General features: G+C 65.6%; 16 protein-coding genes and 1 tRNA gene. 9 read left to right on the plus strand and 8 right to left on the minus strand.

Annotated features, from left to right (window positions below; translation table 11 throughout):
* Positions 1 to 28: 28 nt before the first annotated feature.
* Complete coding sequence (locus RBJ75_RS15875) at positions 29 to 679, minus strand: TetR/AcrR family transcriptional regulator (RefSeq protein WP_044406580.1); 651 nt, start codon at positions 677 to 679, stop codon at positions 29 to 31.
* 95 nt (positions 680 to 774) lie between these two features.
* Between RBJ75_RS15875 and RBJ75_RS15880 the strand changes: the two genes are divergently transcribed.
* The 6 genes from RBJ75_RS15880 (at position 775) to RBJ75_RS15905 (ending at position 5,826) form a co-directional block, all read left to right on the plus strand.
* The gene (locus tag RBJ75_RS15880) at positions 775 to 1,956 is read left to right on the plus strand and encodes a lipid-transfer protein (RefSeq protein ID WP_044406583.1); all 1,182 of its coding nucleotides are present in this window, start codon (positions 775 to 777) and stop codon (positions 1,954 to 1,956) included.
* A 198-nt stretch (positions 1,957 to 2,154) separates the two neighbouring features.
* Positions 2,155 to 2,610 carry a MaoC family dehydratase N-terminal domain-containing protein gene (locus RBJ75_RS15885; protein WP_044406556.1) on the plus strand — a complete coding sequence of 152 codons (456 nt, stop codon included), beginning with the start codon at positions 2,155 to 2,157 and terminating at the stop codon, positions 2,608 to 2,610.
* On the plus strand, positions 2,607 to 3,014 hold the full coding sequence (locus tag RBJ75_RS15890; RefSeq protein WP_044406559.1) for a MaoC family dehydratase: 408 nt from the start codon (positions 2,607 to 2,609) through the stop codon (positions 3,012 to 3,014). The genes RBJ75_RS15885 and RBJ75_RS15890 overlap by 4 nt, the downstream gene beginning before the upstream one ends.
* Positions 3,015 to 3,027: 13 nt before the next feature.
* Positions 3,028 to 3,855: an SDR family NAD(P)-dependent oxidoreductase gene (locus RBJ75_RS15895; protein ID WP_044406562.1), complete on the plus strand. Its 828-nt coding sequence runs from the start codon at positions 3,028 to 3,030 to the stop codon at positions 3,853 to 3,855.
* Between the two features lie 11 nt (positions 3,856 to 3,866).
* Positions 3,867 to 5,012, plus strand: a complete 1,146-nt coding sequence (locus RBJ75_RS15900; protein WP_044406565.1) for an acyl-CoA dehydrogenase family protein — start codon at positions 3,867 to 3,869, stop codon at positions 5,010 to 5,012.
* A gap of 37 nt (positions 5,013 to 5,049) precedes the next feature.
* Entirely contained in the window at positions 5,050 to 5,826 is a 777-nt protein-coding gene (locus tag RBJ75_RS15905) for an enoyl-CoA hydratase-related protein (protein WP_044406568.1), read from the plus strand.
* 50 nt (positions 5,827 to 5,876) lie between these two features.
* Here RBJ75_RS15905 and RBJ75_RS15910 read toward each other — a convergent pair whose 3' ends face one another.
* From RBJ75_RS15910 to RBJ75_RS15925, 4 genes are all read right to left on the minus strand, one after another.
* Positions 5,877 to 6,644, minus strand: coding sequence for a DeoR/GlpR family DNA-binding transcription regulator (locus tag RBJ75_RS15910; RefSeq protein ID WP_052628828.1), 768 nt, complete (start codon positions 6,642 to 6,644; stop codon positions 5,877 to 5,879).
* A gap of 126 nt (positions 6,645 to 6,770) precedes the next feature.
* Entirely contained in the window at positions 6,771 to 7,769 is a 999-nt protein-coding gene (gene pdxA, locus RBJ75_RS15915; RefSeq protein ID WP_044406571.1) for a 4-hydroxythreonine-4-phosphate dehydrogenase PdxA, read from the minus strand.
* A complete protein-coding gene (locus RBJ75_RS15920) occupies positions 7,766 to 9,016 on the minus strand; it encodes a four-carbon acid sugar kinase family protein (protein WP_044406574.1) in 1,251 nt (416 codons plus the stop codon). Before RBJ75_RS15920 ends, pdxA begins: the two co-directional genes overlap by 4 nt.
* A gap of 1 nt (position 9,017) precedes the next feature.
* The gene (locus RBJ75_RS15925) at positions 9,018 to 10,046 is read right to left on the minus strand and encodes a 2-keto-3-deoxygluconate permease (protein ID WP_276156483.1); all 1,029 of its coding nucleotides are present in this window, start codon (positions 10,044 to 10,046) and stop codon (positions 9,018 to 9,020) included.
* A 346-nt stretch (positions 10,047 to 10,392) separates the two neighbouring features.
* On the opposite strand from RBJ75_RS15925, the gene galE reads away from it, so the two are divergent.
* Positions 10,393 to 11,463 carry a UDP-glucose 4-epimerase GalE gene (gene galE, locus RBJ75_RS15930; RefSeq protein ID WP_044417129.1) on the plus strand — a complete coding sequence of 357 codons (1,071 nt, stop codon included), beginning with the start codon at positions 10,393 to 10,395 and terminating at the stop codon, positions 11,461 to 11,463.
* A 66-nt stretch (positions 11,464 to 11,529) separates the two neighbouring features.
* On the opposite strand, the gene RBJ75_RS15935 is transcribed toward galE, so the two are convergent.
* From RBJ75_RS15935 to RBJ75_RS15945, 3 genes are all read right to left on the minus strand, one after another.
* On the minus strand, positions 11,530 to 11,691 hold the full coding sequence (locus RBJ75_RS15935; protein WP_317528498.1) for a hypothetical protein: 162 nt from the start codon (positions 11,689 to 11,691) through the stop codon (positions 11,530 to 11,532).
* Between the two features lie 455 nt (positions 11,692 to 12,146).
* On the minus strand, positions 12,147 to 12,671 hold the full coding sequence (locus tag RBJ75_RS15940; protein ID WP_044417123.1) for a hypothetical protein: 525 nt from the start codon (positions 12,669 to 12,671) through the stop codon (positions 12,147 to 12,149).
* A 76-nt stretch (positions 12,672 to 12,747) separates the two neighbouring features.
* Positions 12,748 to 12,824, minus strand: a tRNA-Pro gene (locus RBJ75_RS15945).
* A 68-nt stretch (positions 12,825 to 12,892) separates the two neighbouring features.
* On the opposite strand from RBJ75_RS15945, the gene RBJ75_RS15950 reads away from it, so the two are divergent.
* Entirely contained in the window at positions 12,893 to 13,885 is a 993-nt protein-coding gene (locus RBJ75_RS15950; RefSeq protein WP_044417132.1) for an L-threonylcarbamoyladenylate synthase, read from the plus strand.
* 60 nt (positions 13,886 to 13,945) lie between these two features.
* Positions 13,946 to 15,370, plus strand: a complete 1,425-nt coding sequence (locus RBJ75_RS15955) for an FAD-binding oxidoreductase (RefSeq protein WP_044417125.1) — start codon at positions 13,946 to 13,948, stop codon at positions 15,368 to 15,370.
* Positions 15,371 to 15,586: the final 216 nt, after the last annotated feature.

Consider the following 15,586-nt stretch of genomic DNA (forward strand, 5'->3'; position numbering starts at 1 on the left):
TGTTTTGTTTTGTTTGGTTTTAGTCTGCTCAGGCCGGCGCCTTCTTTCTTGGGCGCCGTGCCGCGAGTCCCTCGGTCAACCGCGTGGCGAATTCGTCGGCGACCTGTTCGGCCGACAATTCGCCGTCACGCTGAAACCAGTGTCCGATCCAGTTCAGCGAGCCGGCGATGGCGAACGCCGCCATCTTGGCATCGCAGGGCTTGATCGTGCCGTCGGCGATGCCGTCGGTCACATATTGGCGAAAGGTCCGGTCGATGCTTTTCTTGGCGTCGCGGACGGTGCGGGCGTTGGCCTCGGACAGATCGCGGGTGTCGAACCGCACCAGGCTGGCGCCGTAATCGGAGGTCATCACCTCCGCATAGGCCCGGATCAGCCTGCGCAGCTTGGCAAGTCCGGCGCCGCCGCCGGCGTCGATCTCGGCGATCACCTCGTCGACCCGCTCGCGCCCCAACACGCAGCATTCGAACAGAATGTCTTCCTTGCCGCGAAAGTAGTTGTATAGCGCCGGCTTGGTGATGTTCAGCCGCTCGGCGACGTCGTTCAGCGTGACGCGGTGATAGCCCTGCTCGAGAAACAGCTGCACGGCAGTCCGCAGCACCGCCTCGCGCTTCTCGTCGCGGGCGCGGCGCCGGCTTTCGAACGGCATCCAGGGTGAGCTATCGGGGGTTCGCACGTCCATCTCGAATTCCGGTTGCCTTGCATTGACTCGCTTGCGCGCCATGTATATTACCCATGGGTAACAAGAAGTCCATTGGGTAATTTATGGAGGATCGGATGTCTCGCGCTTACATTGCCGGTGTCGGCATGATCCCGTTCGTCAAGCCCGGCGCCAACGAGCCGTATCACGTGATGGGGGCGACGGCGGCCAGACTGGCGCTCCAGGATTCCGGCCTCGACTATGCGGCGATCCAGCAGGCCTATGTCGGTTACGTCTACGGCGACTCCACCTGCGGCCAGCGCGCGCTGTATGGCGTCGGCATGACCGGCATCCCGATCGTCAACGTCAACAACAATTGCTCGACCGGCTCGACCGCGCTGTTTCTGGCCCGTCAGGCGATCGAATCCGGCGCCGCCGATTGCGTGCTGGCGCTCGGCTTCGAACAGATGAAGCCCGGCGCGCTGGGCGCGGTGTTCACCGATCGGCCGAGCGCGTTCGACGAATTCGACGCCGCCGCCGACGCGCTGGTCGACGCCCCGGGCGTGCCGCTGGCGCTGCGCTATTTCGGCGGCGCCGGCCTCAGCCATATGCAGCAATACGGTACGCCGCTGTCGTCCTTCGCCAAGGTCCGCGCCAAGGCCAGCCGGCACGCCAAGAACAATCCGCTGGCGCTGTTCCGCAAGGAAGTCTCGGCCGACGACGTGATGAACGATCAGGTGATCTGGCCCGGCGTGATGACGCGGCTGATGGCCTGTCCGCCGACCTGCGGCGGCGCCGCCGCGGTGCTGGTGTCCGAGAAATTCGCCAAGCAGCACGGCTTGCGCACCGATGTGCGGATCGCCGCGCAGAGCATGACCACCGACACGCCGTCGACCTTCGGCGCCGGCGATATGATGCGGGTGGTCGGCTTCGACATGGCGCGCGACGCCGCCAATGCGGTCTATCAAAAGGCCGGCGTCGGGCCGGACGACCTCGACGTGGTCGAGCTGCATGATTGCTTCGCCCAGAACGAGCTGATCACCTACGAGGCGCTCGGCCTGTGCCCCGAGGGCGGCGCGGCGAAATTCATCGACGACGGCGACAACACCTATGGGGGCAAATTCGTCACCAACCCGTCCGGCGGCCTGCTGTCGAAGGGCCACCCGCTCGGCGCCACCGGCCTCGCCCAATGCTACGAGCTGACCCGGCAATTGCGCGGCACCGCGGCCGCCACCCAGGTCGACGGCGCGCGGCTGGCCCTGCAGCACAATCTCGGCCTCGGCGGCGCCTGCGTGGTGACATTGTACGAGCGCGCGTGACGACCATTGCGGCCTTCACGGCCAACGACGTCGTCATTGCGAGCCGACGGACGGCGCGCCAGCGCGGTCCGTCGCGCGAAGCAATCCAGGGGCTGCCCCGACGGGCATCGCCGTGTGGCCCTGGATTGCTTCGTCGCTTCGCTCCTCGCAATGACGCCTTTGAACGTCTGCACGGTTGAGGGAAATTAAGGACACATCATGGTTGATCAATCCGCCGTCGGGCGCAGTTTCACGCCGGTCACCGCGCGCGTCGAACCGGGACGGTTGCGCTATTTCTTCGAGACGCTCGGCGAAACCAACCCGGTCTATCGCGACGCCGACGCGGCGAAAGCGGCCGGCTATGCGGCGGCACCGATTCCGCCGACCTATCTGTTCTGCCTGGAGATGATGGACACCGAGACGCCGTTCGAATTCCTCACCGCGCTCGACATCGATCTCGGCCGCGTCCTGCATGGCGAGCAGAGCTTTTGCTATCACGCCCCGGTCGTGGTCGGCGACACCGTCACCTTCAATCCGCGCGTCACCGCCGTCACCGACAAGAAGGGCGGCGCGATGACGCTGATCGTGATCGAGACCGCCATCACCAATCAGCACAGCGTCCATGTCGCCGACGTCGCCCGCACCATCGTGGTGCGCAATGGAGCCGCCGCATGAGCAAGCCGAAGCCCGCGGTCGGCGACCGCATCGTCCACAAGCAATTTCCCGCCATCACCCGCCACACTTTGGCGCTGTATTGCGGCGCCTCGGGCGACCACAACCCGATCCATGTCGATCTCGACTTCGCCAAGGCCTCGGGATTTCCCGACGTGTTCTCGCACGGCATGCTGGTGATGGGCTATCTCGGCCAGGCGCTGACCGACGCGGTGCCGCCCGGCGCCATCCGCTCGTTTTCGACCCGCTTCGCCGCGATCACCCAGCTCGGCGCGCAACTGACCTGCGAGGGTCACGTCGCCGAACTGCTCGAGGCCGGCGGCGAACGCCGCGCCCGCATCACGCTCACCACCAAGGACCAGCACGGCGAGACCAAGCTCGCCGGCGAAGCCATCATCGCGCTCTGATCAAGGACACATCATGGGTAAACTCGCAGGCAAGGTCGCCCTCATCACCGGATCGGGCCGCGGCATCGGCCGCGCCATCGCGCTGAAACTCGCGCATGAGGGCGCCAAACTCGTGGTCAACGATCTCGACGCCGAGCCCGGCGACGCGGTCGCCGCCGAGATCAAGGCGATGGGCGGCGAGGCGATCGCCGTCAATGGCAGCGTCTCGGAGCCCGGCTTCGCCGACCGCTTCGTCGGCGCCGCGATGGAGACCTTCGGCGGCCTCGACATCATCATCAACAATGCCGGCTACACCTGGGACTCGACGATCCAGAAGATGACCGACGAGCAATTCCAGGCGATGCTCGACGTCCATCTGGTGGCGCCGTTCCGGATCCTGCGCGCCGCCGCCGAGCCGATCCGCATTCTGGCCAAGAAGGAAGCCGAGGCCGGCCGCGAGGTGTTCCGCAAGGTGGTGAACATTTCCTCGATCGCCGGGCTTTACGGCAATGCCGGCCAGGCCAGCTATTCGTCGGCCAAGGCGTCGTTGATCGGGCTGACCCGGACGATGTGCAAGGAATGGGGACGCTACAAGGTCAACGTCAATTGCGTGGCGTTCGGGCTGATCAACACCCGCCTGACCCAGCCGATCGAGACGCAGCAGAAGACCATCGACGTCGCCGGCCGCGACATCAAGGTCGGCGTCCAGCCGCAAATGCTCGACGCCATGGCCAAAATGATCCCGCTCGGCCGCGGCGGCACGCCGGAGGAAGCCGCCGACGCGGTGTATTTGTTCTGCAGCCCGGAATCGAACTACATTAGCGGTCAGGTGGTCGTCTGCGGCGGCGGTCTCATCATTTAACGCGAGGCACTATGCAATATCGCTCGTCATGGATGACCGAGGAACTCGACACGTTCCGCGATCAGTTTCGTAAATTCCTCGCCAAGGACCTGGCGCCGCAGGCTGAAAAATGGCGGGCGCAGAAGATCATCGACCGCTCGGCCTGGCTGAAACTCGGCGAAATGGGCGCGCTGCTGCCGAGCATCCCGGAGGAATATGGCGGGCTTGGCGCCAGCTTCGCCTATGACGCCGCGGTGTTCGAGGACATCGAAAGCGAATTGCCGGACGCGCTCAATGGCGTCACCGTCTCCAGCGGCATCGTGGCGCATTACATTCTCAACTATGGCTCCGAGGAGCAGAAGCAGCGCTGGCTGCCCGGCATGGCGCGCGGCGAATTGATCGGCGCCATCGCGATGACCGAGCCGGGGACGGGCTCCGATCTGCAGGCGGTGCGTACCACCGCCAAGCTGCGGGGCAACGCCTATGTGATCAACGGCCAGAAGACCTTCATCACCAACGGCCAGAGCGCCGATCTGATCATCGTGGTCGCCCGCACCGGCGGCCCCGGCGCCAAGGGCCTGTCGCTGATCGTGCTGGAGACCAAGGACAATGCCGGTTTCAAGCGCGGCCGCAACCTCGACAAGATCGGCATGCCCGCCGCCGACACCTCGGAATTGTTCTTCGACGACGCGGTGGCGCCGCCGGAAAACCTGCTCGGCGGCGAGGAAGGCAAGGGCTTCGCGCAGCTGATGCAGCAATTGCCGCAGGAGCGGCTGATCATCGCCATCGGCGCGGTCGCCGCGATGGAGCGCGCGGTGCGGCTGACGGTCGACTACACCAGGCAGCGCAAGGCGTTCGGCCAGCCGATCATCGAATTCCAGAACACCGCCTTCAAGCTCGCCGAACGCAAGACCGAGGCGATGATCGCGCGCGTCTTCGTCGATTTCTGCATCGAGCGGCTGCTGGCCGGCGACCTCGACGCCGTCACCGCCTCGATGGCGAAATGGTGGACCACGCAGAAGCAAGGCGAGACCGTCGACGACTGCGTGCAGCTGCATGGCGGCTATGGCTACATGCAGGACTATGCGATCTCGCGGATGTATGTCGACGCAAGGATCCAGAAGATCTATGGCGGCACCAACGAGGTGATGAAGCTGCTGATCGCGCGCTCGCTATAGCGGCTGCGCATCCCCCCACACGGCCAGCGAGGATAAGATGTCGATGGTTCTTCACGAGCAGCGCGGCGCCGTCGCGATCCTGACGCTCAACAATCCGGAGCAGTACAATGCGCTCGGCGGCAGCCTGCTGGTCGATCTCGGCGCGGCGCTCGACGCTGCGCTTGCCGATCCTTCGGTGCGGGCGATCATGCTCACCGGCGCCGGCAAGGGCTTTTGCGCCGGCGCGCAGCTCGGCGGCGCGACTTTCGATATGGGCGATCAGGTCGCGCAGATGATGCGCGGCCGGCTCAACCCGCTGCTCGAAAAGATGCGTGCTGCACCCAAGCCGATCGTGGTCGCGGTCAACGGCGCCGCCGCCGGCGCCGGGGTCGGCATTGCGCTCGCCGGCGACATCGTGATCGCGGCGCGCTCGGCGCGCTTCATCCTCAGCTTCGTCCGGCTCGGCGCCGCGCTCGATGCCGGAACCTCGCTGTTCCTGCAGCGCTCGATCGGCGTCGCCCGCGCCCGCGCGCTGGCGCTGACCGGCGAAGCGCTGTCCGCCGACAAGGCCGAGCAATGGGGGCTGATCTGGAAAACGGTCGACGACGCCGAGCTGCGCGACGCCGCGCTGGCCACCGCGCAGCGCCTCGCCGAAGGGCCGCCGTTGAGCATCGGCCTGATCAAGACCCAGATCGAATCCGCCTGGGCCGCCTCATTGTCGTCCACGCTTGATGACGAGGCCGAGTCACAGGCGCGCGCCTTCGTCACCGAAGATTTGCGCGAGGGCGCCGCGGCCTTTGTGCAAAAACGCCCGGCGCGCTTCGCCGGCCGCTGACGGCGCCCCATCCGCATCGGCGCCGCGCCGGGCGCGGTCCCGACCAAACATCAGCGCGCGCCGGCGACGATCACGCGCGCGCCGGCTTCGGCGAAGCATCTGCGCTGCTCCTGCGACGCGCCGGCATCGGTCACCAGCGTCCAGCTGTCCGGCAATGGCGCCCAGGCGAATTGGTCGGCGCGGCCGAGCTTGCAGGCATCGGCCAGCACGATGACGTCCTTGGCCTGCTGCATCATCAGCGATTTCAGCGCGACCTGCTGCAGATCGGCCTCGCACAACCCGCGACCCTGGACGATGCCGTCGGCGCTCATGATGGCGCGGTCCGCGGTCATGCGGCGCAGCGCGTCATTGGCCAGCGGCCCCATGGTGCTCATGCTGGTGGAGCGCAGCGCGCCGCCCAGCACCACCAGCTCGATGGCCGGCGCCTTGGCGAGAAATGGTAGCAGCGCCAGATTATTGGTGATGATGCGCAACCGCCGCCGCAGCAGCAGCTGGCCGAAGGCGGCGACCGTGGAGCCGGCATCGAGGATCAGCGTGTCGCCATCGGCGATCAGCTCGGCCGCCGCGCGCGCGATCGCCTGCTTCTCCTGGCCGCGCACCGCGAGGCGCTGCTCCAGCGTCGTCTCTGTCACCTGGCTGGCCAGAATGGCGCCCCCATAGGTGCGGCGCACGGCGTTGTTCTTGGACAAAAGCTGCAGGTCGCGCCGCACCGTGGAGGCGGAGATCTTGAACCGCCGCGCCAGATCGTCGACATCGACCTCCCCGGCGTTCAACGCCTCCAACAGGCGAGCGTGACGCTCCTTGCTACGCATCGACATCGAATCTCAGCCCCGCTCCCCTGGCAGAGTCATTTCCGTCGGTCGTGCTCGACCTTGCCGAAGTCGCGACACGGCCGATGCATAGCATGATGCCCCGGCCGTGCGAATATTCACGCGATCGCCGTCTCAGGCCGCTTTCTTCGGGGCCAGATCGACCGCCTGGCGCAGCGCCTCGACCAGGCTGCGCTCGTCGGCGATGCCCTTGCCGGCGATGTCGAAGGCGGTGCCGTGATCGACCGAGGTGCGGATCACCGGCAGGCCGACCGTGATGTTGACGCCGGCTTCCAGCCCCAGCACCTTGATCGGGCCGTGGCCCTGATCGTGATACATTGCCACCACCATGTCGTAGTCGCCGCGGCCGGCCAGGAAGAACAATGTGTCGGCGGGCAGCGGGCCCTGCACGTCCCAGCCCTTGCGCTGGCAGGCTTCCACCGCCGGCGTGATCTTCTCGGCCTCCTCGCCATGGCCGAACAACCCGTTCTCGCCGGCATGCGGATTGATCGCGCAGACGCCGATCTTCGGATTGGCGATACCGGCCTTGATCAGCACGTCGTGGCCGCGGGTGATGACGCGCTCGACCAGGCCCGGCTCGATTTTCTTGATGGCGTCGATCAGGCCGATATGGGTGGTGACGTGAATGACGCGCAGCTTCGGCGACACCAGCATCATCGACACTTCCGGCGTGCCGGTCAGATGCGCCAGCAATTCGGTATGGCCGGGATATTTGTGGCCCGCCGCGTGCAGCGCCTCCTTGGAGAGCGGCGCGGTGCAGATGCCCTGCGCGATGCCGGCCTGCACCACCTGCACGGCCTTCTCGATATAGCGATAGGCGGCCTCGCCGGCGATCGGCGACATCTTGCCGAACGGCAGATCGTCCGGCACGTTCTTCAGATCCACGCATTGCACCGCCGTCGACGAGAAATCGGCGTCGCCGGCCTCGGCCAGCGAGTCGACGTCCAGCGCGACGCCGACAGCCTTGGCGGCCTTGCGCAGCCGGTTGGCGTCGCCGATCACCAGCGGGTTGCAGATCTCGTTGGGATAAGGCTTGGCCAGCGCCTTCATGATGACCTCGGGACCGATGCCGGCCGGATCTCCCATGGTGATCGCGATGGTCGGACGGGTCATGAGAAATATCCTTTGATTCGAACGCAGCGAAGACGTTGGCTGATGCGGATGAGGCTGAGGTCATCGCCGAATGCGCCGGCTTTGGTGGCGATCGGCACCGACAATTTTCCAAGGGTGAGGCCGAGCGACACGCCCGGCTCGATCTCGTCGGCAAGACGGATGCCGTTGACTCCGAAGCGCGACAGCAAGGCGGCGGCGGTTTCGCCGCCGGTCGCCGCGAAGGCGCCGATCGCGGGCGCCACCGGCTCCAGCGCCTCGGCCAGCGCCAGCGCCAGCCGCGGTCCCTGCGCCATGTCCGGATGGCCATCGGTCACGATCTCGACCAGCGCGTCTTCGCCCGAACACAGCCGCTTGGCCACCTCCGCCGCCATCGCCGCGCAACCGGCGCGATCGCCGAGCAGCATCTCGGGCGCAACCTGGAAATGTGCGACGGTGTCGGTCGCCGCCAGTTCGCGCGCCGCCGACCGCGACGCCCCGGCGAGCGATCCCACGACAATCAGCGTGCCGAATGCGCTGGTCGGAATCCGCATCGGCACGAGCTCCGTGTCGGCATCGAGGCCGGCCAGCGCATGGGCCAAGCCGGCGCTGCCGATGAAGAAGGTCGCCGGCGAGGCAAGCAGGCTTGCCTGCGCGATCAGATGCAGATCCTCGTCGGTCTCGGCGTCGCAGGCCGCGACCAGATCGCCTTCGCCTGCCAGTCTGGCGAGGGTGGCTTTCAGCTCGCTGCCGCGGACCGTGGCGAGCGGGATTTTCTCGGCGCGAATCCCCGCCGCGGCGAGAACGTCGGTCAGATCGGCAGTCGGATAGGTGTGATCGCGCTGCCAGACCTCCATCTCCTCGAGCGGACGGCCCTTGATCAGGATCCGCCCGTCGATGGTGGTCCGCCCGGTGGCCGGAAAGGCCGGCGCGAACACGCCGAAGGCCGGGCCCGCGCGGGATTTCAGATATGCCAGCGTGGCGGCGATTTCCGCCGCGGGTTGGCCGCGCAGCGTCGAGTCGATCTTCTTGAACAGCACACGTTGCGGCTCGAAGAGTCGCACCAGCACGTCGGCATGACGCTGGGCTGCTGCCGCGGCCGACAGGCCGCGGCTCGCCGCATCATAGGCAAGGACCGGCAATTGATGATCCGACGAATCGGCAACCTCGTCCCACATCACCGCGGCCGCGCGCCCCCTTCGCCCGAAGGCGATCGCACAATCCGCAGCACCGGTGAGGTCGTCGGCGAGGATCAGCCAGTCGCAAGCCATCTCAGCGCCCGACCGTTGGCGCGGGCACCGCGGCCGTCGGCAACGGCGCGACAGCAACGTCCTCCTCCGGCTCGATGTCGCGGCCGACGATGCCGGCGATCCAGGCGGTGCAGACCGGAGTCAGAATCGCCGTCACCACCACGCAGGCCGCGATCAGGATCGTGGCCGGGCCGGCGGCATCCAGATAGGCTGGATTGGCCGCAGCGACGATCGCCGGGACGGCCGCGGCATTGCCGGCGGTCGACGCCGCGGCGACACCCGCCACGCCATTGCCGCCGGTGAGGCGATCGGCGAAGAACAGCGGAATGCCGGTGACCACGACGACCGCGACGCCCATGCCGATGCCCAGCAGGCCGGCCTGCCAGACCTGGGATAGATTGAGCCCGGTGCCGAGCGCGAAGGCGAAGAACGGGATCATCACCGGCACGGCCTTGCTGAGGAAGGCGCGCATCTCACGGTCGAGATTGCCGATGATCATGCCGATCACCAGCGGCAGGATGGCGCCCACCAGCGCCTGCCAGTGAAACGACGACAGACCGGCCACGCCCAGCGTCAGCATGGTGAGGAACGGGCCGCTTTCCAGCGTCATGATCGTATAGGCGCCGACGTCGCGCGGACGGCCATATTGGCCCATCAGCGCCATGTAGAGGCCGCCATTGGTGTCGTTCATCGCTGCGACGATCGCCAGCGTCGAGACGCCGGCGAAGATCCCGGCGGTGACCGGCGCTTCGCCCAGATAGCGGCCGAAAATCAGGCCGGCGATCACCGCGATGCCGACCTTGACGATCAGCAGCGTGCCGCCTTTCTTGATGATGTAGGGGGTCGCCTTGAAATCGATGCTGGCGCCCATGCAGACATAGAACACCGCCAGAATGGTCAGGGCGCCGCTGGAAAACAGCGCGCCGGTGAAGGAGCCGAAGAATTTCGGGGTGCCGGGGAAGAACGTCGCCAGCAGCGCCCCGATCAACAGCGGCACCGTCATCATGCCGCCCGGAACCTTCTCGATCGCCCGCTTAATCGGAATCTGCATCACATTTTCTCCCGCGCGCTTCGCGCATCTTTGATTTTCAGCCCGGCTAAGTTCCGGTACCGCACCGATTGCGGACTCATTTATGCGCATATTGCGCAAAAAGAAAGCAGGAATTGCGCAATTCAGTCACTTCGAGGCGGGGACACTCGGCGCCGCAGACCCGCCATTGCGGCCGTCACGACGCCCCTCCCCGAGAATCGGCGAGAGACGGTCGCGGCGCGTTGCAATTGCATCGCGGTGCGACAGCGACGATTTTGAGCGGCGCTGTTAGGATGGGGTCGCCATTATCCAGTGCGCCGCCGATCGCCATGAATGCTTGCCGCCGTCGAGCCGACTGATGGACGCAATGACGCAATCGAGCCAACAGGACACGAAGGTTTTGGTGACCGGCGGCGCGGGCTATATCGGCTCCCACACCTGCGTCGAATTGATCCGCGCCGGATACGGCGTCGTCATCTACGACAATTTTTCCAACAGCCATCGCGAGGTGATCGATCGGATCGCGCGCATAGCCGGCGCCGCTCCCATCGTCGTCGACGGCGATGTTCGCGACCGCGAAACGATGGCGACGGCGCTGGCGCGCCACCTATGTGGCGCGGTCATCCACTTTGCCGGCCTGAAGTCGATCACCCAATCGGTCAGCGAGCCGGCCCGCTATTACGACAACAATGTCGTCGGGACGCTGCGGCTGGTTCAGGCGATGGAGGACGCCGGCGTGCATCGGCTGGTGTTCTCGTCGTCGGCGGCGGTCTATGGCGATCCGGTGGCGCTGCCGCTGACAGAGGATCACCGGCTGTCGCCCCGCACCCCCTATGGCCGCACCAAATTGGTGGTCGAGACCATGCTGGCGGATCTGGCCGCCGCTTCGAACCGGTTCGAAATCGCGATCCTGCGTTATTTCAATCCGGCAGGATCGCATGACAGCGGATTGATCGGAGAGGATCCCCGCGGCGCCGCCGGCAATCTGGCGCCCCTTGTCGCCCAGGTGGCAATGGGGCGCCGCTCGCATGTGACCGTTTTCGGCGACGACTACGATACGATCGACGGGACCGGCGTGAGGGATTACGTCCATGTGATGGATCTTGCCGCGGGACATATCTGCGCGTTGCGATCCCTCGACCGCGACCGTTTCCTGACGGTCAATCTCGGCACCGGACGCGGCACCAGCGTTCTGGAACTGATCGACGCGTTTGCGCAAGCCAGCGGTGCGACCATCCCGGTGCAGGTGGCGCCAAGGCGCAGCGGCGACGTTGCGAGCAACTACGCCAGCGCGGATCTGGCCGAACGCGTGCTGGGTTGGCGCGCCAGGCGCAATCTCGCCGACATCTGCCGCGACGCCTGGAACTGGCAGCGCCGAAATCCCAACGGATATGCCGGCCCGTCGGAGCCAGTTGGTGGACTCGAACCGAGACCGTGATCGGAATTCACAATGGGCCCATGGTTCAATCGCCTGGCTGTGGCCAGCCGCTTGCGGGTGGTCCGCTCAGTCGGGGAAGATCCGGGCCTTAGTGACGATCTTGGTCTGCCATTCGCGGCACCAAACAGCCGCGACCTCGTTGATGCAGGCCGGGTTGATCCGTGGGAAGCCGCAAGTTGGCTGCGGATGACCGTGAAGTAGCTCGAAGTCCATTACGGCCATCACCACCCGGATTTCCAAGGCCAGTCTGCGGAGGCGTTTGGAGGATTGCCGGACTGGTCAAAAGCCTGCGATCGTCGTGCTCGGTTTCAGCACCTCAGCAAGCACATTTTTTAGCTTTGATGAGGGCAAACTGATTGTATCCCTTGCGAGTTGAAAAGGGAGTCTGAGAAAACCACACGTAAAAAGCACGTAGACTCGCTCATTCAAGTCGGAAGCTTCCATCTTAAATACCAAAGACTGATTCGAGCGCTGCTCATATATCTGTCTCATCTCGCGGCCGAAAGAGTATATTTCTTCAGAAGTCTTGAGGGACGCATGTGTGTACCGCTTAAGGCGCTGATAGATTGCGGTCTCAAAGTCCATCATTGCACGGTCGTCGGCGAGCCATCGAGCGAGACTGTTGGCGTCGCTCTGTCTGAGTCGAAGAAGGTTGGTCGACGATAAATCCAGCATACCCACTCTCATGCGAGGAACTGCAGCTTTACGTAAACTCCCAAAGCTTGGAATTCGTCGCTAACGTTGATCAAATGTTCGAGCTTTCGATCAAAGCCGAAGCGGCCTGATTTATTGCTTAAGGTCCAGATGAATTCTTCACCTTCCTGGTCGAGGTAGAGTTCTCCAGAAATTCGCGCTCGGGCACCATCGACAAGCATCGGGTGACCCAGGTGATGGAAACTCCTAGGATATTCTACATTCCGAGATCTGGGAAAGCGTTTCTCAGGAAAGTCAGCGTTGCAGCTTTGCTCAATGCAAATCCGGATTTCTCCGGTTTCGGCTACGGCCCAGATCAGTGTCATGTGGCTGATGGCGGCAAGTGCGTAGGGATTTTTTTGAGCCCAATCAAGCAGATCGGTCAGCCAACCAGAAATCTTCGAATCTAGATGATCAAACTCGATTGGTTCTGCATTTGCCTCCCCTTCCTTCAATTCGCCGTCTCGGCACTCACCAAATCTCAGGTCGAGATCAGTAACCGCGACGTCGGCCATAAAGCGGCCCTTGATTCAAAGAAAAGGTCATTCCGTTGCGCCGCCTCAGGGCAATATCTACAACCTATTGAAATGTTGGTCGGAGTGGCAGGATTCGAACCTGCGACCCCTGCGTCCCGAACGCAGTGCTCTACCGGGCTGAGCCACACTCCGACAACTGGGGCGGCTTATAGCCTTGGGTTTCGCTGACCGCAAGAAGGCTATTGAGGAATGAATCTATGATGACGATCAGGCAGGCGACCCAGACCCTGGAAGCCGACGACGCCGCCGTGCTGGCGGCGGCGCGGTGCCTCAAGGGCGGCGGTTTGCTGGCATTCCCGACCGAGACGGTTTACGGGCTCGGCGCCGATGCCGGCAATCCCGATGCCATTGCGCGTCTGTATCGCGCCAAGGGCCGGCCCTCGTTCAATCCGCTGATCGCCCATGTGGCGGATCTGGCCGCCGCGCGGCGCCTCGCCAGCTTCGATGCCACCGCGCTGGCGCTGGCCGAGGCGTTCTGGCCGGGGCCGCTGACGCTGGTGTTGCCGAAGCTGCAAGGCTGCGCGGTGGCGGATCTGGCCACCGCCGGGCTCGACAGCGTGGCGATCCGGGTGCCGTCGCATCCTTTGGCCCGCGCCATCCTGCGCGCATTCGGCGGCGCCGTGGTGGCGCCCTCGGCGAATCGCTCCGGCCACGTCTCGCCGACCACCGCCGCCCATGTCAAAGCCGACCTCGACGGCCGCATCGACCTGATCGTCGATGGCGGCAAGGTGGCGGTCGGGGTCGAATCCACCATTCTCAGCTGCCTGGGCGAACCGATGCTGCTGCGCCCCGGCGGACTACCCCGCGATGCGATCGAGCGCGTGCTGGGCCACGCGCTGCGCGCGACGCCACCCTCGCCGCGGGCCGACAGCACCCGGCCGCTGGCGCCGGGGATGGTGGCGTCGCATTACGCCCCACGCGCCCAAGTCCGGCTCGATGCCGACCGGCTTGCGCCCGGCGAGGCGCTGCTGGCCTTCGGGACGGCGACGCTTCCGGGCGCCGCGAGCGCGTCGGCGGTGCTCAATCTGTCGGAACGCGGCGATCTGATCGAGGCCGCCGCCAATCTGTTCGGTCATCTGCGCGCGCTCGACGCCAGCGGCGCGCGCGGCATCGCGGTGATGCCGATCCCACGGCATGACCTCGGCGAGGCCATCAACGACCGGCTGCGCCGCGCCGCGGCGCCGCGGGACTGACGGCGGCGCAAGTTTCCGCTAGGCTTTGCCGCGCCAATCAAGAAACCACCGGAAAAGCCCATGAACATCCAGCAGAAGCCGCCTGCGCTCGCCCCCGAACTGCTGGCGCGGTTCGCCGCCATCGTCGGCGATAAATATGCCGTCACCGCGCCGGCCGATATCGAGCCCTATGTCACCGAGGACCGCAACCTGTTCCACGGGACCTCGGCGCTGGTGCTGCGGCCGGGCTCGACCGCCGAGGTGGCGGCGATCTGCAGGCTCGCCTCCGAGGCGCGCATCGCGCTGGTGCCGCAGGGCGGCAATACCGGGCTGGTCGGCGGCCAGACGCCGCTCAATGGCGAGGTGGTGGTGTCGCTGCGGCGGATGGATGCGATCCGCGAGATCGACACCGAATCCAACACCATGACGGTGGAGGCCGGGCTGATCCTGCAAAACGCCCAGGCCCGCGCCGCCGAGGTCGACCGGCTGTTTCCGCTGTCGCTCGCCGCCCAGGGCAGCTGCACCATCGGCGGCAATCTGTCGACCAATGCGGGCGGCACCGCGGCATTGGCCTATGGCCTGGCGCGCGACATGGCGCTCGGGCTCGAAGTCGTGCTCGCCGACGGGCGCGTGCTCAACACGCTGTCGAAGCTGAAGAAGGACAATACCGGCTACGATCTGCGCAATCTGTTCATCGGCGCCGAGGGCACGCTCGGTATCATCACCGCGGCGACGCTGAAACTGTTTCCCAAGCCGCGCGCAATCGACACCGCCTTTGTCGGGCTGCAATCGCCGGCCGCGGCGTTGCGGCTGCTGCAGATCGCCCAGGCCGAGGCCGCCGGCAACCTCACCAGCTTCGAACTGATCGCCGAGATCGCGCTGGATTTTTCCGTCCGCCACGGCATCGGGATTCGCGATCCGTTGCAGAGCAGGTATCCGTGGTACGTGCTGATCGAATTGTCGTCGTCGCGCGACGATGCCGGCGCGGCGCTGCAGACGATTCTCGAGCGCGGCATGGAGGACGGCATCGTCGACGACGCCGCGATCGCCGCCAATCTGAGCCAGCAGCAAGCGTTCTGGAAGTTGCGCGAGGAGATCTCGCCGGCGCAAAAACCCGAAGGCGGTTCGATCAAGCACGACGTCTCGGTGCCGGTCGCGGCGGTGCCGGCTTTCATCGCCGAGGCCAATGACGCCGTCATCGGACTGATCCCGGGCGCCCGGCCGGTGCCGTTCGGCCATCTCGGCGACGGCAACATCCACTACAATGTCAGCCAGCCGCTCGGCGCCGACAAGGCGGCGTTCCTGGCGCAATGGCACGCGGTCAACGCGACGGTGTTCGCCGTCGTGCGCAGGATGGGCGGCTCGATCTCCGCCGAACACGGCATCGGCGTGCTCAAGCGCGACGAATTGCCGGCGGTGAAGGACAAGGTGGCGATGGAGTTGATGCGGTCGATCAAGGCCGTGCTCGACCCGCTCGGGATCATGAATCCCGGCAAGGTGCTGTGAGCGGCCGCCAATAACCCGACATCGCCACGGATGATGCGCGCTCCCCTCCCCCCTGCGGGGAGGGGTTGGGGGTGGGGGTGCCGCGAGCACTGCGCCGGCGGGAGTACGATTGGAGCACAGGTCGGGGGATCAATCGCAGATGCCCGCGCCCGTTGCCCCCCCACCCCCGCCCCCTCCCCGCAAGGGGGAGGGGAGAAGGCACCGCGCTGACTCGTT

This window comes from Rhodopseudomonas sp. BAL398 (assembly GCF_033001325.1).
Lineage (GTDB): Bacteria > Pseudomonadota > Alphaproteobacteria > Rhizobiales > Xanthobacteraceae > JARJEH01.